The organism is Sphingobacterium sp. UBA7038, assembly GCF_002494055.1.
GTDB lineage: Bacteria > Bacteroidota > Bacteroidia > Sphingobacteriales > Sphingobacteriaceae > Sphingobacterium > Sphingobacterium multivorum.
The window spans coordinates 53,381-75,403 of sequence record NZ_DLAV01000015.1 but is presented as its reverse complement, the minus strand read 5'-3'; the positions used below and the strand labels follow the sequence as shown (position 1 = coordinate 75,403).

Here is a 22,023-nt window from a genome sequence, read left to right as displayed (position 1 = left end):
GTCTTCCCAAAGGAGGACATTCTACCCCATTTCTTCAAAAGTTGACTCTCGTAAACTAATGTGCTGATGCGACCATCAGTCAATAACATGGTAAAATAATCTTCTCTATTTGATCAGGCAGAGCAACTTTAATGATTGGGTTTCACTTTTGTTTCGCTATTGGTTTGATTGAGCATTACCTGTTGAATCGGCAAAGCCATATCGATACCTTCATCAGCAAACGCGTTATAAATCTTGGTTAATAGTCCGCTCTTGACACTACCACCGTCTTTAGATATTCTGACCCAAAAATAGAGTTCGACCACCACTGCCTGTGAGGTTACCTGTGCAAACTGCACAGCAGTACCCCCAGAAGAGAGAATCTGCTCGTCCTCATCCATTATTTTTTTGAGCAACTGAGTTACCCTTTCAAGATCTACCCCATATTTTACCTCAAGCCGAATGCAGAGACGTTTTTTTGCCCCGAGAGGCAAGTACTTGGTTATTTTTTTTTGGTGCCCGCCTATTTAAGCAGGTCCATACTTAATAACTTTGCATCCATACGATGCATCATTAGAATTTTATTTTTGATTTTACCGATCCTTGATTAAAAAATGGACCGGCTATTCGCCAATTGGTTACAAAGCAAAACTATGGCTTTCCGCAAAAAGGCTTTGCAACGAATAATTAAAAGAAGGGTAAAAATGTTTAAAACCTGTTATCAAGGACATCTCTAATTGATTTTAGCTAAAGATTCAAAGCCAACCTTTCGAACGAAAACAGCAAGTCTATGGGAAAAGCCTTTCGGGAAGGCCTATACAATGCAGCGATCAGCACGCTACGAAAAACAATTTAACGGAAAAAAATAATTTCTTATAATTTTTCATCTTTTGAAGAAATATCAACAATATTTCACATCTTTGAGTTGATTTATGCAATCGTTTAAATTAACCATTTAACGCATATTTTGGGTAATCTTACCCAACCTATTTTTTAAAGAAAAAAACGAACCAAACTTAATGGAATATTTTTCACTATTGAAACATCGTTCTGATGAAATCATTAAATTCATCGCTAATTGCGGTATATTTTCTTTACTTCTTAAAAATGGTCAGGTAATCCATTTTATACCGGACAATCCCGATCATTTTATGGAATGGTTGGGTAGCAAAGGCATCAAAGATATTAAAAGACAACAAACTAATCGGTTACAGGAAGAAGGGGCTGCTGTCTGATATTTTTCAGCGGTATAGCTCTGACGGTTCCGACACGGATAATATTTGTATTTTTATTCATCGTCTTTTTGTTTTATTTTCAATACGCAGATCAATAAAAAGTTGAGCATAAAAAATAGGACCACACGCACAATATTGAGATTGCGCCACTGCATGGCTTTCTCTTTCAGGATCTGGTCCACGGTATCACTGTAGGGCAATCGCTGAAATTCCATCAGGGTGGGTGCAAAGTAGATCAAGGTCCAAATCCGAACGCTCAGATGGGCCAAAAACACGGCGACCATCAAATTCCGGCGCTTTTTTATTTTCCAATTATAACATAAAGCGACGATAAAGATAATTTCATGTAGGCTGTGCATGACAATCCAGAAAACCTTAAAATCCAGGACATATGGCTTCTGAAAAACAATCAGAGAAGAAGGCGGCGCTACTGTCCACGCAGGCACCATGAGCGCTGTCTCCCAAAGCTGGGCGCCATTCATCAGAAAGTATGCACAAATTGAATAAAATAGCCAATGGGTAGCTTTGGAGAATGTAAAAGTATTTTGCATGTTGAGGAATTATCGTTAATTTTCTATACAAAACTACCTCGCTTCCATCGCATCAACTTGCAAAAAAAGGAGTAAAACTAGTAAATTAGGGAACCATGGGATTTGAATTCACCAACGAAGGAAAGCCATTTAAAATGGCCTTTGACGAAGAAAGCTTTAAGGGCAGTGATTTTAAAGATGAGGTCTTTAAAATCAAGCTATCTAATGGTGAGCTCTCGTCAAAACAGTGGATTTTTGATGGGATCAAAATCCTGTATACTGAAGCCGACCTCGACAGGCCCGTTGAACTTGACTGGACAGGCGATACCGAACTGGTAAGCATGCATTTTAACCTACAAGGGAGCACATCGATCCAACAGGATGGGATGAATGGTGCTTTTGAACTGAAAAAAAATCAGCACAATTTGTTTTACGGCACACAGGCTTCCGGTAAAATGAGGTTTGATGAACTAAAAATGAAATCCTTTATGATCCAATTCCAGAAGGATGCTTTTTTGGATATATCAAAAAATGGAAACGAATCTCTTAAACGATTTGCCGATAGCATTGTAGCAGGGAAGCCCATCCTATTTTCCAAAGCCAATTTGAACATCGATCTATCCCAACTGAACTGCATTCATTCGATTTTGAACTGTAATTACACTGCCGATCTCAAAAAGTTATTTTTTCTTTCGAAGACCATTGAATTACTTGTCCTGCAAGCAGAGTCCTTCAATACTATCCAACATTCAAACTCCGCCTACCTCAAATATGACCACGATAAAGAACGGATTATATTCGCACGCGATTATCTAGTCAAAAATATGGAATCACCACCTTCGCTGATCGAACTGGCAAAGATAGGCGGTCTAAATGAATATAAACTCAAACGGGGATTTAAAGAAGTATTCCATCAAACTGCATTTTCTTATCTTTCCGACCTGCGTCTAGAACTTGCTAAAAACCAGCTCCTCGAGGGTAAAAAACCGGTTACTGAAATCGCATTTGAAATGGGCTATTGTTCGCTGCAGCATTTCAGTACTGCATTTAAGAAAAAGTTTGCGGTCAGTCCCAGCCAGGTCAAGTAGCATACTATTCCTTTCGAAGACAGGATGCTTATCGACCAAAAATAGTACAATATCGACCAATAAAGGCTGCTAGATTATTTTCATTTGTAAATAAGATAAAGATCCGTTAGACTTGTACTTAGATAAATATGCGCGCGTCATAAATAGTTGCGTCATCATTTTTGATTTTTAGAATCTAATCTTACGCCACATGAAGCTGTCTAAAGAAAATTTGATTAATATAGCTGTTCACAATATAGATCTACCCCACTCCTCCATTTTCGATTTACCCGAAAAAGTGATTCAGTTTGGGACAGGTTCCCTTTTGAGAGGACTACCCGATGATTTTATCCATCGGGCGAATCAGGCAGGGCTATTTAATGGACGAATTTTGGTTGTAAAATCAACTACCCAAGGTGACAGTTCAGCTTTCAATACACAGGATGCGCTATATACCCTCTGCGTGCAGGGTTATTCAAATGGAAAGATTGTCGATCGTCAGCAAGTAAATGCCTCCATTTCCAGGGTATTGTCGGCACAGCAAAGCTGGTCAGAAATTTTGGAAACTGCTACAAATCCGCAGATGGAAATCTTGCTATCCAATACCACAGAAGCAGGTCTGGTCGAAGATAAAGGTGACATCGGAGGTAATCCTCCGGCAAGCTTTGCCGCTAAAGTAACTGCATATCTCTATACCAGATTCCGTCATTTTAACGGCGATCCAAGCAAAGGACTTATTATTATTCCGACGGAACTCGTTCCCGACAATGCACAGGTACTTAAAAGAGTCATCCTTAAGATAGCTGAACGGCAAAATCTTAATTCCGAATTTGTCAGCTGGATTAAAGAGGCCAATCACTTTTGCAATTCACTCGTCGACCGTATCGTCCCAGGGAGTATCTCGAGCAGCAAGTTCCCCTATGAAGACCTACTCGCTATTATGGCCGAACCATATTGTCTCTGGGCAATAGAAACAGACAGTGAAACCGTAAAGAAACAACTTTCATTTGCAGCAATTGATTCTGCAGTTAAACTTGTAGCCAACATCGAGCAGTACAAAGAGATTAAACTACGTTTATTAAACGCTACCCATACCCTATGCTGCGGCATCGCGCTTTTGTCTTCTGTAGAATATGTGAAGGACTTTTTCCAAGTTCCTGCGTTTGACCGATATATCCGCCATATTCTTTTCAACGAAATCGGCCCCACACTACAGCATTATGCCCATATTGAGCAAGCAGCATGGGAAGAGTTTGGCAGGGCGGTGATCGACCGTTTTAAAAATCCCTTTCTTGCCCACCGCTGGCATGCTATTGCTTTACAGTATACCACCAAGATGAAAATGCGTGTGTTTCCGCTGATCGCCCCATGGTATTCTTTTCAGGGCAAACCACCAGTGGGTCTAGCCATTGGTGTTGCGGCTTATCTGCTGGTCATTCGTGAAGCCGCCAGTGGAAGGCTTGTTTTTCAGGACGACCTCCAACCCAAGCTGAGCCAGTATATCAATGGTTTAAAGTCCACTCACGACTTACTGTCCGATAAGGATATCTGGGAGCTATCATTCGCGGACTATCCTGAATTTTCTAACCTGGTACAGGAATTAGTTGAATTTATCGAGGCCAACAGTATCGGGCAAGCAATTGAAAAATATCTAAAGATCAATGCCCACTAGAACCAAAATTAGATATGTGACTAGTCATTTCAGTAATGAAAGGACTTAACCTCATTCCAGTGTATGAATGGCCAGTATTAAACTTCGCATATCTTGCTGGATGGAACGAATGGTCGCCTGCAATTCATTGTGCATATTGGCTAGATCATGTAGTTCCTCGGCTGAAAAAGTTCCACCATCCTTAAAATAAAGCTGCTGCCGGGGACTATCCGGTTCATCATCCAAACCGTATTGCAACCAGCGCTGCCGCATTGTTTCAATCAAAGAAAAATTTTCAGCGTTGCTAAATTTTTTCTCGGACAGAATTCCCCAAACTGAGCTTGGGTAGATCTGCTGCTTATTATTTTGATACCAAATACTTTCAAGCATATTTCGCTGCAGCTGCATCTTGATCCTTTTACCTTTGGGGTTTAGTGTCATAAACCCCAATACGGCGGTGCCGCCCCCGCCAGCGATACTCAACCCATTGTTGAGACCATCATTTTTGACCGTGGTTGCAGTCACGGCTGTAACGGCTCCCAGTAGTATAGAAGCCACAGTCAGACGGGTCTGCGTTTTCGCATTCAGTTCGTCTATATAACCTGCGAGCTTATCGATACGCTCACCGTTACAATCCAACTCTGCTGCGATGGCATTCAGCTCTGTCTCAAACAGCATGTACCTTTCAATCATCTTTTGCTTGGCCGCCAATTTCAGCGTAGCATTATTCGCAGTCCCCAAAAACTGGATGATAGGTTCTGCCAGATTGAGATATCTGATCAGCACAAAATCATGGTAAGAAAAGATTTTCCTTAACTGAATACTGTCCGAGGCAGTGATTTCCTGTATTGGAATTGATCTATAGGCCACATTTGGCGCGCAGTAATTTGTTGTCAACGTATGTACCTGAACATTGTTGATCAAGGTCGAACAGGCTGTCAACAGCAATACGGACAAAAAGAGAAAGGATCTAAGCGTTAGAAGAATTATTTTCATTACCTGAGGTTATACCTTATTTTTTACAACAATAACCTTTTCATAATGTTTTTGATCGCCCTAATTTTACTTTAGAAGCGCCTCACTCCATATTTTTTAATATATTTAAAATGAAAACAGGAAATCCATTGTAGACAGATACAATGAAGGTGCACAATATACGAGCCTAGCAACATCAAAAGACCACTTATGAAGAAAACCACTTTTCGGAACCTATTTGTCGTACTATCTTTTATTGCTATTCTATTGCCCATTTATCCTTCCATCCGGTCGTATTTCAGCAAAACCTGTATCACCGAAAAATATGGCGTTCATTACAATGAACAGCGTAAGAAACTGGGCCTGTATCCCATTCCCGATAGCTGGGGCAGAAGAAATCTCGATTCTTCCATCATCTGGTATAATCCCATCGGCAATTTAGGACATCGTTGGAAAAATGTTTATTTTAAAGGCTGCAACATCAAGGAAGAACTGGATCTTTTCGCTTTCGGGTACGATGCCGAAAAGAGGCAATATACCAAAGTGCTGAAAGTGATGACTCGCTATAATATACAAGCGAAAGTGGTGGATCTCCGCTATAAATTGCAAACCGGGTCATACAGCAAACAAATAACGAAAATTGAAGCTGACTCATTAATCAGCACTTTAACGCTAAATGACTCCAAGTGATCCTTCATCAGTAAACTTTCCATAAAAAAACGGCATTGCACATTGTTCAATGCTGTTTTTTTATGGACATATCATATTTATTTCCAGATACAAAGTCTTTCAAATTCGCCATAGCCCAACTGGTTGTTACCGGCAATCTGGTAAAGGCCGACGCGCAGTCTTTTGCCGTTCAGATCTGGACGTAGAAACGGTGTTCCAGGCAGATCTTTCCAATCCACACCATCTATCGAGCAACGCAAAAAGAAATAACTACCGACCTTTTGGACCTGAAGGTAAGGCGAAAAATTAAGGCCCGTTCCTGTATTCTCTTCCTGAAAAATCTGTGGACCGATGCTCCGCGAAAGGTTGCCCAGGTTCCATCCCGTCAAAATACAATTGCTGATATAGGCATCCTTACGATCCATGCTTTGAATCATGACACCAGCTTCACTTGATGTACGTACTTTACGGCCCAGGCCTACCACATCACTTACCTTAACCTCTAGCGTGAAATCGCCCTCCAGCTCTTTAAAAACAAACGGGGCTAGAAGATCTGCATCGCCCCATTTTGTATTTTTGGACTGGATTTTCCAGGTTCCAGCTAGGTAGGAAAGCGCTGTCTGCGTGCTATCGGTTTTTTCACTGTAGTGATAACCATCCCAGAAAGGAATTTCCTGATCCTTGGCTGAATAGCTTTCATCCTGTGCTGGCTGCACCAATTTCGGCTTTTGCGCCGAAATCGCTTCCACTACCGGTTTACTGACATGGCCAAAGGCATCCTTCGCAAGAACTTCGATAGATTTTCCGGGTCCGGATGATTTAAAAAGATGGTAAGACTGCTGCTTCCAGCCTGAGCTCTCACCATCAGAACGGAATAAATACCACATTCCTGGCTTTTTCTCTACCTGTGCAAATACCTGATCGGCATTGATCAGGCGCGGCGGAGAAAGCACCTGCGGAACATACCCGTCCAGTCCCTTGGCTAGGCCCGCTTTCCACTGACTGAACTTTGCGTCTACCTCGTCCGATGTTACGGTACCAGCATAGGCGCGAAAGAAATGAAATGGATAAGCCAGTTCGAGGGTATTCTTACTTACCCGCAGCAGTTTGTCAGAAAACACGCGCTTTTCAATCTTCCCATTGCGATAAAAGCTCTTCTTGCCTTTATCATTGACAAGCACAGCATGCTGCCAGGAACCATCGTCATACCAATCAAAATAAAGCGTATACCGCTGCAGCTGAAGAATCTCCCTTAGCGCCGAACTTTCAAAAGCCTTACCTTTCAGTGCCAATCTATTTCCGGCTATCATAACTTCCGCATCGTCAACCGTCACTAAGGTATCCTTCGCTGTTCCCTGGTTCCGCAAGGTGCTGAGCTTTCCGAGGTTTAAATCGTCAGTTTGCAGCGCAAAGAAATTCGATTTCGGCACTTCATTGGCCAACCTAACCACTTCCTCCTCATCCAAGCTCGTATTATATACCTGCAAACTGGATACATAGCCCGAAAAATGCTGGTCCAGTATATCCGAAGCTCCCAGGACAAAAACATCCCCGGGCTTGACAAACAGCATCCTATTTTCCCTACGCTGCAGCTTTCCATCCACATAAACAGACTCCTGATAGCCGTCAAAGGAAAATACAATATGATGCCACACATTTGAGTCCGGAACCGATGCATATCCCAAATCAGGCCAGGAGCCATGCGTGATGGCCCCACGTCCGGCATCAGTACCATAACCAAAAATCGCTTTACTGAGATCCTGCTGCCCCGACGACCAGGCAACCAGCTGTTCAAACCGCGCTATGTCCGGATTATTGACCCATAGTCCTATACTATAGGAGCCATTTGCAGCCAACGACTGTGGCACGGCGAATGTCGATCGCAGCGCAGTTCCACCATCAAAGAAGAATGCCTTTTTACCCTGATAATTTTTAACAGCCAGGGCCTGTTCCGTGCTGAACATGCCCCCGAGTAGCCCTTTATTCTGAATACTTTTTACGTATTGTCCTTCCTGGTAATTGGCCGCATCGATATGGATCAAATTACCCACTGCGACTTCCTGCACAGGCATCTTTTGTGCTGCAGACCATAGCGTCTGTTGTGGAAGCTTTTGTGCATACACCTTCATGTTCCAAACGCCACGAGGAAGTCCATTCAATTGGCTGTTCAATACATTTAGCCTAACATATCTCGTCCTAGCTTTGCCATGTTCTACAATAGGACTCGCCCAGCGGTCGTTATCCGAGCGATCCACAAAATTTTCCCAGACGATACCATCCATAGAGGTTTCGAGTCGGTATCGATAGGCATACGTCGGGTATTCAAACTGAATAGATATGGTCTGTATATCCATTGTTTTACCTAAGTCGATAGCTACCCAGGCGGGTCCCTGATTATTTTTGGCCCGCCATAGCGTTCCATTGTTGTTGTCTACTAAAAAAGAAGGCCTAAAGTCGGTATTGTACCAGGAAGAGGCCGTCACGGTTTTACCAAAAGCCAAATCGACTGGCTCTACTACTGCTGGAAACAAATCCGGTACACCAGCATGTGTGGCACGCACCGGCTCAATATCGCCGTCAGCCGTAAAGAATAGCTCGTCCATGGCAACCTGACGATGGAAGCCACCCCCAGCGTGTGGATTGTTGTGCCTGTGATAGACAATGAAATAACGATTATCCTGTTCAAGAATACTATGATGTCCTGGACCGTCTATACTGCCATCCTCGTTTGTAATCAATATTGGATTGGTCGATGGGTATTCAAAAGGCCCCATGGGACCGGTTTTACTTTTAACGTACTGAACACGATACGTACCATCTTCGCAATGCCCCGAGGAGTACATCAGGTAATAGATGCCCTTACGCTTAAACATATAAGGAGCCTCAAAAAAGTCCTTTGCCACCGTATTGGGGATCAATGCTGTCTTGTCGAAGGTTTTCATATCCCTGTTGAGTATCCCCACCCCACATCCATGATCGGGGTAGATTCCCCAGGTCCCCCAAAATAGATAAATGCGGCCATCATCATCCCGAAAGGTTTGCCCGTCCAGGGTGATTACACCTGGAATCATATAATTAGGGATCATCGATTTGCCTTCGGCTACCAAAGGTTCCCAAGGTCCCGTTGGGCTGTCGGCCACTGCCCCAAAAATTTCTACAGGCTGACTATAATAGAGGTAATATCGTCCGTCGTATCCCTGCGTCATATCAGGCGCCCAGTACCAGTGTGTATTGGGCCAGTTCATGGGTTGAATGGTCCAGTTCTTCAGATCCCTGGAACTCCACACCTGCGAAGGGCCTGCGCCCCAACCGTTCCCATCCGTAGTCGCATAGATATAATACGTATCGGCAATTTTCTTGATGCTCGGGTCCGCAAAATATCCGGGCAGCAGTGGATTCAATACATTAGGCTGTTGGTACGGTTTCAACGGCTGGGCCACCAGCCCTGTTAGCGACATAACCATTGCTGCCAAAATAGCGAAAGAAAAATGATGTTTCATGATAACACAAGGTTTACAAGTACATAAGAGTTTACAGGTACATAAGAAACGATATTGCCATTTAACAGATTTTACAACAAATAAAATCTACGATAAATGTCTATTTAACATTAAATTTATAACTTCAGTCATCACATTACAAATTTTGAGGGCTAACTGGTTAAAAATGGGCTATTGAAGGTTAAAATCTACCCATAAATACAGGGTACAATCCTTCATCTTTGTAAGAGCATTGACCTTAGCTGTCTTATAATGAGTATTAAAATATCTAAAATGAATCTTAAAAAATGCTATTGGATCCTATTTGCGCTCGTATGCACACAGTTGCCAAGCAGCGTATATAGCCAGCAGGACGAACACCCCGTATGGAAAGCAGTCAAAGCGCAGCAAGCCACCTTAGGCGTAGAAGAGGGCGCCAAAAGCTTTACCCTCAAAAACCTCAATGTAGCCATTCTCAATGCGTCGCAGACGCTATCTTCTTTTCGTCCCAACGGAAGCGAAAAAGACTTTGACTATACACCTGTTGAACTCCTGCGCAAAAGAGACCGTAATCAATTTTTTCATATCGGTGATATCACGATCAGTTTGCGTCGTCAGGGCGATAGCTCCTGGAGCGCCTATTCATCGGCTACAGCGCGTAAGCACGTAAAGGCGCTAAGTCCTACAAAAAACAACCTGGCCAGCGCGGATATTAGTCCTACGCTCAACAACATCCCCTTAAAGGTCATCCGCAACTGGCAAGATGACCATGGCGACCTGATCCTTAGCTTTGAGATTTCAAATCCAACTGATTATACCATCGAAATTGGCGCGCTGGGCATCCCCCTTCCATTCAATAACAACATGGACTGGAAAAATCTCGATCAGGCGCATGCACAGAATGTGTTTTTCGATCCCTATATCGGCCAAGATGCGGGTTATCTACAGGTCAACCGTCTACATGGCAATGGACCTAGTCTATTGGTATTGCCCTATAAAAATGCAGGCTTTGAAGCCTACAATCCGCTCAATACCGACCCGACCCCCCGAAGTATTACCTTTGAGGGATTTCATGAATGGCTGATCCACAGTAAAGCCCATGCTGAGACTGACTGGAAAGGCGTAGAACAATGGAATACACCGACTTCTACCCTCTTGAAGCCACAGGAATCAAAGACCTTTGCCTTAAAATTCGTTCTCGCACCAAGTATCCGACAAATTGAATCGGAGTTACTGAAAAATAATAGGCCTGTTGCTGTTGGGCTTCCCGGATATGTTGTCCCCATGGACAATCCCGCCAAACTTTTTGTTAAGCATAGCAAAGCGGTCAAAAATGTCAGTGTCTATCCTGAAGGTGCTTTGACCCTGACAAAAAAAGGAAGTACAGCACAGCACTGGACCGAATACGAAGTGAAGGGCAATCGTTGGGGACGTGCGCGGCTTACCATCAACTACCGGGATGGCATTACACAGACGATACACTATAAAGTGATCAAATCTGAAAAAGAAGTCGTCCAAGATCTGGGCCATTTCCTCACTACCAAGCAGTGGTATGAAAATGATAAAGATATTTTTGGCCGATCACCATCTGTTATATCCTACGACTATGAAGAACAGCAGCCCATCACCCAAAATAAGAGTGCCTGGTTTGCGGGTCTAAGCGATGAAGCCGGTGCCGCAAGCTGGCTTGCCGCCCTGATGAAACAGGTACTACAGCCCAATCAGCAGGAAATAGCCAAATTGAAACGTTTTGTCAATGAGACGCTATATGGCCATATCCAGCATAAAGAAGGCGACAAGAAATATGGCGTTGTCAAAAGCCTCTTTTATTATGAACCCGACTCGATGCCCGCAGGAACCTACCGCTCGGACATCAACTGGAAGACCTGGGCTGCTTGGCCTAAAAAAGAAGCCGACGACATTGGGCGGTCCTACAATTACCCACACGTGGCGGCAGCACACTGGGTGATGTACAGGCTTGCCCGCAACTACAACAATCTGGTCAACGAGGAAACTTGGGACAAGTACCTCGAACGGGCGTACCAGACCAGTATCGCCATGGTCGAAAAAGCGCCTTATTACGCGCAGTTCGGTCAAATGGAAGGCAGTATTTTCCTTATCGTCCTCAATGACCTCCGAAAGGAAGGATTAACCACCATGGCCGATAAGCTTGAAGCTGCCATGCGCAAGCGAGCAGAGCATTGGAAAACCCTCAATTATCCATTCGGAAGCGAGATGCCCTGGGACTCTACCGGTCAGGAAGAGGTATACCTCTGGTCACGCTTTTTTGGTTTCGATGAAAAGGCTCAAGTCACCCTAAATGCCATCATCGCCTACATGCCAACCGTTCCGCACTGGGGTTACAATGGCAGTGCGCGCCGTTACTGGGATTTTGTCTATGGCGGCAAGCTCTCCCGTATCGAGCGGCAGCTGCATCATTATGGTTCGGCCCTCAATGCCATTCCCGTCCTGACTGCCTACCGCGACCATCCGGACGACTTCTACCTACTCCGTATCGGACATGCCGGCATGATGGGTGCATTGGCCAATGTCACCCAAGACGGCTTTGGCCCGGGAGCATTCCACTCTTACCCGTCCACACTGGCCAATGACGGTATCTCGGGCGATTATGGAACCGGTTTTTATGGCTATGCCGTCAATTCGGGAACCTATATTGTCGACCATCCCGAATTTGGCTGGCTGGCTTTCAGTGGTAATCTAAAAACCGAAAAACAGCTGGTCAAGGTTGCCCTGACTACAGCTTCCAAAGGGCGTGTCTTTCTGGCAAAAGAAAATCTTTGGCTGACCACCGATGCCGGAGAAATTGCCGAATTACAGTACGATCAAAAAGACCGAAGCGTCACCCTGATCTTCAATACGGAGGCAAACCAATATAGCACGAATATGCTGCTCAATATAAATCCAGAAAGCCATTATGAAGTGGAAGGAATAGACAAAGATGCGATGAATCGCTATGTAATACCCCTATCAACAAAAACGGTAAAATTGAAAAAGCTGAAGTAGCAAAAAATCCAGGCAACGTTCGACTTAAACATGGGCTATATCTACGCTAGCATTCACGCTAGAAACAAAAGAGATCGTAAGACGCCCAAAAATCGGGCTTCCATTTAGATGGAAGCCCGATTCTTAATAACTCACTTTAGCAAAATATTTCCTGATACCTTTCCTAAGGTCTTCGCCATTCGAAAAATCCTGCGCTAACTCAAAAGCTTCTGCTGAAAAGCGAAACGGATCAAATCCGCCGTATTCTTACTTTTTGTCTTATCCATCAAGTTCTGGCGATGTCCTTCAACGGTTCGTTTGCTTAGAAAAATTTTATCCGCAATCTCCATTGCCGTGAAACCCTGGGCAATCAGTTCCAGCACAGCAAACTCCCGATCGGAAATCTCATACTGTGCCAGGCGCGAACCTACATCGACCGTAGCACTGCTCTCAACATTATAATCTTCCATAAAGCGCAAACCGAAATTAGTCATCAGATACTTGTGACCTTGCGCCAAGCGCAATAAGCCAAATAAGATCTCATCATAATCGCCGGCCTTGGACAGATAGCCGTCCGCTCCGCTCCGAAAAGCTTCGGCTACCTGAGCGGGCTCTTCAATCATGGATAATATGGCAAACTTAACATCCGGATAGATTTTTTTGGCCATACGGATAAAACTTATGCCATCCATCCCCAGCATATTCACATCAGTTAAAACCAGATCCGGCAATGTATTTTGTTCGAGGTAGATCAGTGCATCCTCCGCACTATCTACTTCAGCTACCACCGTAAGCTTGTCGTGGGTATCAATTATCAAGCGTATCCCATTGCGTACAAGCCGGTGGTCATCAACTAAAAGAATTTTAGTCATTTTTCCTCCAATCCTACTAAGATACTTTATTTTTTTAAATAAGTTAATTTTTTAATACTATCCAGTTAAAAATAGTATTCGATTCTACTTGACCTTACGCCATATTTTTTCGTGTCCCACCTGATCATAGTTGGGTGCCAGCGCAGAGAAGCGCAGCGTCTCTTGACTGCCTAAGGCAAGGTAACCAAATGTCTCAAGGCTTTCATCAAAGAGCGATAATACCCTGGCCTGCAGCTCTGTGTCAAAATAGATCAGCACATTTCGACATAGAATGAGCTGAAAAGCATTAAAAGAAGCATCATTCACCAGATTATGCGAAGCGAATACAATTCGTTCCCGCAAGGTTGGATTGAATTTCACCCAGTTATAATTCGCGGTATAGTACGATGAAAAATCAGCTTTACCGCCTGAAAGCTGATAATTTTCAACATAGGATTTTAGATTTGCCATCGGGATGACAGCCTTCTTTGCCTGCTCGAGCACCGAGGGATTGATATCGGTGCCGTAGATCAGCGATTTGTGCAGCAGATTATGTTCCTGCAATAGAATGGCCAGTGAATACGCTTCTTCACCTGTTGCACAGCCAGCTATCCATATACGGATAAAGGCGTAGGTGCGCAATTTGGGTAGGATTTCCTGGCGAAGATGTGCAAAAAAGCTAGGGTCACGAAACATTTCGGTCACATTGACCGTCATCTTTTCGACAAATCGCTGCAGGTATTCCGGATCGTGGACAACACGGTAACGCAGTTCGGCAAAGCTCGCAAAATTATCCAGCAGGCAAAGTTGGTTGATTCGCCGCGATAAGGAGGCTTTCGTATAATGGGTAAAATCGTAACCATAAAGACGCTCCACATCCTCCATCAGCATCATCACCTGCTCTTGGCTGACAATTTTTTTTCCCGTAATCATCCTTTTATTTCCCCTATTAGCTGCACCAGAAGTTCAATGTCTATCGGTTTCGAAATGTAGCCATTTGCTCCTGCAGCCAGACATTTTTCACGGTCGCCGGTCATGGCTTGTGCCGTCACAGCGATGATAGGCAATTCACAGGCATTCTTTGTTTTCCGAATCAGCTGAGTGGCTTCATAACCGTCAATCTCGGGCATCATCATATCCATGAGGACAAGGCCTATGCCGGCATGATCCCGTAACTGAGCAAGTCCCTCTTCGGCAGACAGGCAGCCTATCGCTTGAAAACCTCTTGACTTCAGGGCCAATTTCAATGCAAATATATTGTTCTGATCATCGTCGATAATCAATATGATTTTGTTCTTATCCATGCAGTTTTAGTATCCCCCTATTGTCTATATTTAATACCTTACTAATAATCAATCCATCATCCTTATATACCTATTATCCATACATCCATACGCGAAGTAGGGACAAAAGCTGATCAATATCCACCGGTTTGGATATATAATCAGACGCTCCTGCGGCAATACATTTTTCCCTATCCCCCATCATTGATTTGGCTGTAACAGCAATAATGGGCATGTTTTCGTATCGCTGATCTTGTCGGATCGAAGCTATCGTTTCGTAACCATCCATTTCGGGCATCATCATATCCATCAGGATCACCGCTACATCCGGATTATCTTCCAGCTGTTTCAGGGCATCTTTTCCGTCCGTTGCCGGGACCACGGTCATCTGATATTTTTCGAGCGCCTTAGTAAGCGAGAAGATATTTCGGATGTCGTCATCCGCTACAAGTACCTTTTTACCCTGCAGAACGTCCCGCAAAAAGCCAAGTCTACCCGGAGATTTGGTAGTGGAACCATTATTTTCCTCTACGAGATGTAGAAATAAACCCACTTCGTCCAAAATACGCTGATAGGAATTAGCCGTTTTTACAATGATAGAATCGGCATACCGTTTTAATTTCATTTCCTCTACCTGCGAAAGGTTCTTACCGGTAAAAACAATAATCGGCAAATTTTCAAGACCCTGATTCCGTTTTACAGCTTCCAATGTCTCATAGCCAACACGGTCTGGAACCCCCATATCAAGTATCACACAGTCGGCAGTGTCTGAGCTCAGCGCCACAATGCTATCTTCTACATTGCTCTTGATCTCCGAGGCAATGTCAAAACTTCCGAGGAAGAGCGACAGCGCTGCCGCATGTTTGGGATTTTCTTCAACGATAAGTACTTTTTTGGGATGCCGCGTGAGGGCATCTTCTATTTTACGGAACATATCCCCCATCTGCTCCAATGCCATCGGTTTATTGATAAAGTCTATGGCGCCCTGCAGCAGACTTTCCCTCTTAACCTGTAAAGAAGACATAATATGCACCGGTATGTGTCGAGTCTTGGGGTTTTCCTTGATCTCAGCCATTACCTGCCAGCCATCTTTGAGCGGAAGCTGAATATCCAGCAGAACGGCTAACGGCATATAACGTGCCACCATCTCAGCCGCGATATCACCACGGACGACCACGATACCCTTGTAGTTTTGCTGGCGCGTATATTTCAGCAGAATCTTTGCAAATTCAATATCATCCTCAACAATCAAAATAAAGCGGTCGCCGGCGACGATACTATCGCGATCATCAGGAATATCGGCTGGGATAGGTATCTCCAGTGTCTTTTTGGCAGGCAAGTTCACTGTTTGCGAAGTCTGCACTCCAGCTGTAGATGCTTCTTCAGCGAAGTCTAGCTCTATCGGCAACAATTGCACCGTGCCGAAAGCAGCTGGCGTGGCATCCGAAGTCTTCGCTGGAAGGATCAGCCGGAATACACTGCCTTTGTTTTCTTCGCTATCCAGCAAGATTTCGCCGCCGAGCAGACGCGCCAGTTCCCGACTGATGGAGAGCCCCAGTCCAGTACCGCCAAATTTGCGGCGTGTAGAACCGTCTGCTTGCTGAAAAGCTTCAAATATCAGATGCTGTTTGTCTTTCGGTATTCCGATTCCCGTATCGCGCACTTCAAATACGATACGGTTTGTCTGCGACTGTTCGCGGTCAATATGCAAGGTAACCTTACCCGAAGCTGTAAATTTGATGGCATTCGACAATAGGTTACGTAAAATCTGATCCAGGCGCTGCTTGTCTGTTTCGAGCTGTAGCGGCATTCCTTCCGCAACGCTCATTTCTAATCCAAGTTGCTTGTCGGCGGCGATTGGTGCGAACATCGCCGTCAGCCCGTTCAATATATCGGCAAAAAATACAGGCTGTACATCCAGATCCATTTTTCCGGATTCTATTTTGGAAAGATCCAGAATCTCGTCTATCAAGGTCAGCAGGCTCTTTCCCGAACTTTGGATCACAGCTGCCGATTCCATCTGTTCTTCATTCAGGTTACCATCCGAATTTTCGGCCATCAAGCGTGAAAGTAACAGAATTGAATTGAGGGGTGTACGCAGTTCATGCGACATATTGGCCAAAAATTCAGACTTATAGCGTGTACTCTGTTCAAGCTCCGCCGCCTTTTTCTGTATTTCCTGATTGCGTTCGGCAATCTCCAAATTTTTATCCTCCAGCAATTTGGAGCGCTCTTCCAATTCACGGTTAGACTGCACCAATTCTTCCTGCTGTACGCGGAGTTCCTCTTCCGAAGCCTGCAGCTTATGGGTATGCATCTCGAGGCTCGAATTAAGCGATTCCAGTTCGGTATGCTGTGCCTGCAATTCTTCGGTCTGTGCCTGCGTTTCTTCCAATAAATTCTGTACCACCAGTCTGGCTTGGGCCGCCGCAAGTGTCGTACCCACCTTTTGCACCGCATCCCTAAAAAACGCCAGCTGAATGGAAGAAAAAGGTTGTAGTGAGCCCAGCTCCATTACACCGATACATTCGTTACCATCGAAAACAGGCAGTATAAAAAGGTTGTTCACCAGTACCTTCCCAGCAGCAAAGCTGATGACATAATCGGTATCTTCGAGGTTTTCGAATAACTTTTCTTTCTTGTCTTTAAAGACCTGGCCGACCATGCCCTCACCTGGGGCGAAGCGTTTACGTTCGGGATCTTCAAGTCCATAGGATCCCCTTAAGACAAGCTCATCTTGTTCCATCAGGTATATGGCGCCGTTGACACAGTTGCCATATTTTGTCAGATGGCCCAGCGTGACAGCCGTGAGCTCTTCCTGCTGTTTATTACCCATCAACAGGTTACCCAACTGGGTTAGACCAGCTTGATGCCAGTTGTTATTATTGAGTTCTTCAAAAGATGTTTTGAGCGAACGCGCCATTTCATTGAGGGATCCCGTCAGGCTGCCCAGATCGTCCTGTTCGCCATCCTGAATCTGCATATCATAATGTCCGGCCGCTATCTCCCTTGCGATGCGCTGGGTGATGCTCAGCCGCCGCTGGATCTCTTCATCTTTACGTTTCAGGTCATTCTGCAGCTGCTCCCGTTGAAAGAAATCCGCTCGCAGGCGGAAGTAAAAGAAGAGGGTAATCAATAAGGATACAGCAGCGGCCAACAAAACAAAGATGGAGGTATAGCCCGAAGAGCGGCTCAGTTCTTCCGAACGCTTATTGAGCAAAAGTTCTTCACGATCGATAATTTTGCTGATGAGCAAACGGCAGCTGTCCATATAAGTCTTGCCCTCCTCAAGCTGCGAAACGGTGACCATTCCACCACGCTTTTTGATATTGACCAGGTTTTCAAGCTTTGCCAGTCGGGATTGCACGAGTGTGGATAGCGTATCGATTATCTGCTGCTGTTCAGGATTGTCGGACGTAAGATCGTGCGCACGACTCAGCGATTGGGGCAGCGACTGGAGGCCGGTTTTGTAAGGATCCAGAAACTTGTCCATACCTGTAAGCAGGAAGCCGCGCTGGCCAGTTTCGGCATTCTGCAGATCCTGCAGAATTTTGTTGACGCGGCTCATGACCCGCCGGCTGTGGTCGACCATCGCACTATTATGGCTCTGCTTACGAATACTAATATAAGAAGCCGTTGAGCTCGCTAATAGGATCAACAAGGATATTCCGAAACCTATCTGCAGATTTCTTAAAATAGTTTTAGGCATGCTTTTTCATCAATTGAGTTAAGACTATGCCAACCGATGGTCTAGATGGCGGCCAAATATAGCAATAGGACGTCTAAATTACATCGTGCGCCGCCTGCCCTCAACCATCTTACCGTATTTTAACAAAAAGTTGCGTATTTATCCGCTCTCCGCAATCTTCCCAGCAATGATAGCCGATGTCGCAGCACAAAAATCAAGGCCTGAATAATCCGGATTGTACCCCCCCATATAAGGTACGGCCATCATAAAAAGACGTTGGCTAGCGATACCACTGTGATCCACCAAGCGGAAGCTGTCATCTATCTTTACACCGGGTACCTGCAAAAAAATAGCGCCATCCGGTGCCACAAACATGTGGTCGTTGCCTGCCAGCATTTGTTCCTTGGCCTGTTCCACGGAGCGAAACCGTAAGTAGGCTGGGCTGACATGGCCATTGTCGACCAAACTCTTGAATGGAAATTCTTCAAAGCTCAACGGTCGCTGTCCCACACAATCCACAAATGTCTTATAATGCGATTTTATTTCGATCCCTGATTCATCGGTATAAAAATAATTGGCGCCGCGATCGTGCGCAGGCTCAACCCGGCTTTCGGTACCAACATTGACCACCTCCAGCCGACCAGCATCGTGCAGCGCGAGCAGCTCGCGACTAGAACTCTGCGGCACAAAAGCGATGACAATAGAAATCAGCGGCATGAGTACTTTTTTTAAACGCAGCATATCTTCGGCAGACATGTACTTGGCGGGATAATTTAAGGTGAAACTCAAGGCAGAAAGCACTTCCTTCCAATAGATGGATTGGCGCCTTTTAATAGATTTCAGCGCTTGTTCGTGCTCCTGGCGAAATCCCTCGAAGGCATCTTTCTGTTCCCTTAAATGGAGTACTGCCTCTACAAAGTCTTCCAGGCTGAGCTTTTCCACGACTGCATAAAAGTCGGGATCTCTTTCCTTGAACTGCGCTTTAAAATTGCGCTCAAACAGAAAATCCAGCGAGACGAAACCCTCATTCTCTAGCCTGTTAAGCATCAGCTCCTCTTCGGAGATCACCAGGTTATTGGCCAGGAAAGGTTCTTCCTGATGGAAGCGGATCGCAGGAAGCAGCCCACTGCGGGTATGCATCAATATCTTAAAATTTTCGCTTCCCGGGTCGATCTCATACCTTAGCTCTCCTGTCTCCAGGGCTTCAAAAGAACCATTGTGGCGAGCCAGCGTACGGATAGCGTCGATTGCTGTGAGCGAAGCACCGCGTATCCCGACGGCGTGATTGGTTTTTAAGGCCAACTTGGACGGTGGATAGGGCGATTCGAAATAATGTTCGACATTGCCCTCATACTTGGTTGGCCACTTATGTCCGGTACAGATGACTACCTTGTCTACGATATAGGTATCAGTGCTGCCCACCGTGATTTTAACCTGCGCTTGGCCTTCGAGGTCAATAATATCAGTAACCTGGCTAGCGAGGTGAACCTGTGTTTCAATGCCCTGTTCATCCGCCATCCGCTTCAACAACATAAACTGCTCCGACAGGTAGCGGCCGAGGAGCAGCCGTGGAACCACTTTGTAGCGATTAAAATCGTCCACATCGATTCCATAAGTACGGAGCGTGGCCTCCGATAGGGATTGAACATAATCCTCAATCGTCGTGACCAATGCGGGGATTTCATGATCCGATACATTCGTCAAGTGCTCCGGTGTGGCACCTTCGTAGCTGTAAGGCATTCCTGCCCCCAATTGTTTTCGGGATTCGAAAATAGATACCTTGAGACCGGCGATATTCCTTTCGATCAATCTTTTGTACATAAACAGGCCACTGGGTCCACCCCCGATAATGGCTACATGAATGTTTTGTTGCATAGTTTTCGTTGCCTGCCTAGTGGACAGTATTCGGTTTTAAGAACAAGGATTAATTGCAGAAAGTTTTAGACAGATTTATTCCCCTGCAATAAAAAATGGGATAAATACGGGCTACGATTTAAATACCTGAATCTCGAATTCTGCAAACGATCATGCAACGCCTGCTGTTTTTCGAATAAACAAAAATGATAACAAATAACAATATTATGGAAAACAACATCAACAATCCGGAGATCATCAACGATATTATCAAAATCAACAACGACCGCATCGAAGGTTATAAAAAGGCAATTGATCTAGCAACCAGCCACGGCTTGGATAGACTAGTACCAACATTTCAAAAATTTATCGGACAGTCGGAAGAATTTATAGCCGAATTGACACCTTATGTTGAGCTTGAGGGCAAAGAACCGACAGACAGCACTATGCTGAGCGGTAAGCTTTTCCGCGCCTGGATGGGCATAAAAGTGAATATCACGGGAGATGACGAAAGAAGTCTGCTTGAAACCTGTGAGCAGGGCGAAGATGCATTCAAATCCACCTATCAAACCGCTTTGGCTGATGGATCGGAAGAACTCTCGCAAAATGTGCATAGTTTGATCAACACGCAGCTCAGCAAGCAGCTTGAAGCGCACAATATCATTAAGATGCTGCGTGACAGCAAAACCATCTAACTTTAAATTGTAATTTTCTTTTTCACAAAAAATACCGAAGTGTATATTGCTTCGGTATTTTTTTATGTTTAGACTTCATCATTGACTCATCTTAGCCAAGAATGTAGCGCCGCCTTTGCTGATTGCTTCCATTTCTCCCGAACAGAGATTCCAGTCGACAGATTTCCTGCTTGGCTATGTACCGAAATATGATACAGACCGGGCTAAACTTACCTTAACGCTGCGTCAATCGTATACACCGTGGAAAATTAAACTCAATAAACAGTTTACTTATCATCCCTTGCGTACCGGTGCTTATCTCAATACGACATTGGGTAAACAATTTTGGTATAAAGAACCTGACAAATACCCGAATAGCTATTATCGGTTTTCGACCAGGCTACGCATCAATATCTTTGTAGGACAGGACTTCAGTTATAAAATAAAATCCAGCAACTCTTATTTTGAAGGCGTAAAATTCTATTATGATCTTCATACCAGCGATCTTTACCTCGTTAGCGCCGTACAGAAAAAGTATCTTAAATTTGATGATTATATTGGCCTCGGCCTAGGTGTCAAGCTACAGATTAGGAGAAAATAATGCACAAGAAAGGCTAGATCGATATCGATCTAGCCTTTCTGTTAAAATACAATCAACTCACTAACTTACTTAAGGTATCATTTAAACAAAAGCTACGGTCAAAACGTTTTAGAATTTACAGTCTGTACAGTTAATACCCCCCTCTTTTAAATCTTTGCACTTCGCCTTTATCTGAATCCTTCCCGATTTTCTTCCCCTGCCTAAACGATCAAGGCAACATCCTGCAGATCGTGTGACCGGTCCAAGGGCCCGAAAATAGCCCAATCATGCGGTACCGTGACTTTTTTCCAGGCCTTATCATCCAATGCTACTGACTCCCCATGAACAACCTCACCTTGAAAAAAACGCCAGTTTTTCTCCAACAAGAAGGATTGCCGTGCAGACTGTCCGTACGAATTGCCCGGAACAAGTAGGAATAAAAGAAACAAAAAGTAAGTCGTACGCAGTAATCTCATCATCAAATCAGGTGTTTATAGTCTACAGT

Annotated in this window: 17 protein-coding genes; 7 read left to right on the top strand and 10 right to left on the bottom strand. The window is 44.6% G+C overall.

Translation table 11 applies throughout. The features are described from left to right. Positions 1 to 128 precede the first annotated feature (128 nt). Positions 129 to 473, bottom strand: coding sequence for a mechanosensitive ion channel (locus B3H30_RS09330; RefSeq protein WP_172462489.1), 345 nt, complete (start codon positions 471 to 473; stop codon positions 129 to 131). 525 nt (positions 474 to 998) lie between these two features. Here B3H30_RS09330 and B3H30_RS09325 point away from each other — a divergent pair. Next, positions 999 to 1,214 carry a hypothetical protein gene (locus B3H30_RS09325; RefSeq protein ID WP_286710073.1) on the top strand — a complete coding sequence of 72 codons (216 nt, stop codon included), beginning with the start codon at positions 999 to 1,001 and terminating at the stop codon, positions 1,212 to 1,214. A 53-nt stretch (positions 1,215 to 1,267) separates the two neighbouring features. On the opposite strand, the gene B3H30_RS09320 is transcribed toward B3H30_RS09325, so the two are convergent. Beyond that, entirely contained in the window at positions 1,268 to 1,765 is a 498-nt protein-coding gene (locus tag B3H30_RS09320; RefSeq protein WP_286834001.1) for a transposase, read from the bottom strand. A 95-nt stretch (positions 1,766 to 1,860) separates the two neighbouring features. On the opposite strand from B3H30_RS09320, the gene B3H30_RS09315 reads away from it, so the two are divergent. Both B3H30_RS09315 and B3H30_RS09310 read left to right on the top strand, forming a co-directional pair. Then, complete coding sequence (locus tag B3H30_RS09315) at positions 1,861 to 2,832, top strand: helix-turn-helix domain-containing protein (protein ID WP_286834000.1); 972 nt, start codon at positions 1,861 to 1,863, stop codon at positions 2,830 to 2,832. A gap of 190 nt (positions 2,833 to 3,022) precedes the next feature. Next, the gene (locus tag B3H30_RS09310) at positions 3,023 to 4,483 is read left to right on the top strand and encodes a tagaturonate reductase (protein WP_286833998.1); all 1,461 of its coding nucleotides are present in this window, start codon (positions 3,023 to 3,025) and stop codon (positions 4,481 to 4,483) included. Between the two features lie 51 nt (positions 4,484 to 4,534). Here B3H30_RS09310 and B3H30_RS09305 read toward each other — a convergent pair whose 3' ends face one another. Then, positions 4,535 to 5,458: a hypothetical protein gene (locus B3H30_RS09305; protein ID WP_286766647.1), complete on the bottom strand. Its 924-nt coding sequence runs from the start codon at positions 5,456 to 5,458 to the stop codon at positions 4,535 to 4,537. A gap of 189 nt (positions 5,459 to 5,647) precedes the next feature. On the opposite strand from B3H30_RS09305, the gene B3H30_RS09300 reads away from it, so the two are divergent. After that, positions 5,648 to 6,127: a hypothetical protein gene (locus B3H30_RS09300; protein ID WP_286766648.1), complete on the top strand. Its 480-nt coding sequence runs from the start codon at positions 5,648 to 5,650 to the stop codon at positions 6,125 to 6,127. Positions 6,128 to 6,204: 77 nt separating this feature from the next. On the opposite strand, the gene B3H30_RS09295 is transcribed toward B3H30_RS09300, so the two are convergent. After that, positions 6,205 to 9,606: a family 43 glycosylhydrolase gene (locus B3H30_RS09295; RefSeq protein ID WP_286833997.1), complete on the bottom strand. Its 3,402-nt coding sequence runs from the start codon at positions 9,604 to 9,606 to the stop codon at positions 6,205 to 6,207. Between the two features lie 273 nt (positions 9,607 to 9,879). On the opposite strand from B3H30_RS09295, the gene B3H30_RS09290 reads away from it, so the two are divergent. Then, the gene (locus B3H30_RS09290) at positions 9,880 to 12,609 is read left to right on the top strand and encodes a DUF5695 domain-containing protein (RefSeq protein WP_286833995.1); all 2,730 of its coding nucleotides are present in this window, start codon (positions 9,880 to 9,882) and stop codon (positions 12,607 to 12,609) included. A 194-nt stretch (positions 12,610 to 12,803) separates the two neighbouring features. Here B3H30_RS09290 and B3H30_RS09285 read toward each other — a convergent pair whose 3' ends face one another. From B3H30_RS09285 to B3H30_RS09265, 5 genes are all read right to left on the bottom strand, one after another. Further along, complete coding sequence (locus B3H30_RS09285) at positions 12,804 to 13,460, bottom strand: response regulator transcription factor (RefSeq protein ID WP_286710065.1); 657 nt, start codon at positions 13,458 to 13,460, stop codon at positions 12,804 to 12,806. Positions 13,461 to 13,544: 84 nt separating this feature from the next. Next, entirely contained in the window at positions 13,545 to 14,372 is an 828-nt protein-coding gene (locus tag B3H30_RS09280; protein WP_286710064.1) for a CheR family methyltransferase, read from the bottom strand. Beyond that, complete coding sequence (locus tag B3H30_RS09275) at positions 14,369 to 14,743, bottom strand: response regulator (RefSeq protein WP_159333172.1); 375 nt, start codon at positions 14,741 to 14,743, stop codon at positions 14,369 to 14,371. Before B3H30_RS09275 ends, B3H30_RS09280 begins: the two co-directional genes overlap by 4 nt. Before the next feature lie 73 nt (positions 14,744 to 14,816). Then, a complete protein-coding gene (locus tag B3H30_RS09270) occupies positions 14,817 to 18,431 on the bottom strand; it encodes a response regulator (protein ID WP_286833993.1) in 3,615 nt (1,204 codons plus the stop codon). A gap of 138 nt (positions 18,432 to 18,569) precedes the next feature. Continuing rightward, positions 18,570 to 20,285: an FAD/NAD(P)-binding protein gene (locus B3H30_RS09265; RefSeq protein WP_286710062.1), complete on the bottom strand. Its 1,716-nt coding sequence runs from the start codon at positions 20,283 to 20,285 to the stop codon at positions 18,570 to 18,572. 206 nt (positions 20,286 to 20,491) lie between these two features. Between B3H30_RS09265 and B3H30_RS09260 the strand changes: the two genes are divergently transcribed. Continuing rightward, entirely contained in the window at positions 20,492 to 20,959 is a 468-nt protein-coding gene (locus B3H30_RS09260) for a PA2169 family four-helix-bundle protein (RefSeq protein ID WP_167450487.1), read from the top strand. Between the two features lie 115 nt (positions 20,960 to 21,074). Continuing rightward, the gene (locus B3H30_RS09255) at positions 21,075 to 21,539 is read left to right on the top strand and encodes a hypothetical protein (RefSeq protein ID WP_286710061.1); all 465 of its coding nucleotides are present in this window, start codon (positions 21,075 to 21,077) and stop codon (positions 21,537 to 21,539) included. A 200-nt stretch (positions 21,540 to 21,739) separates the two neighbouring features. Here B3H30_RS09255 and B3H30_RS09250 read toward each other — a convergent pair whose 3' ends face one another. Continuing rightward, positions 21,740 to 21,997 (bottom strand): hypothetical protein, encoded by a 258-nt coding sequence (locus B3H30_RS09250; protein ID WP_204991014.1) that lies wholly within the window; start codon positions 21,995 to 21,997, stop codon positions 21,740 to 21,742. Positions 21,998 to 22,023 lie beyond the last annotated feature (26 nt).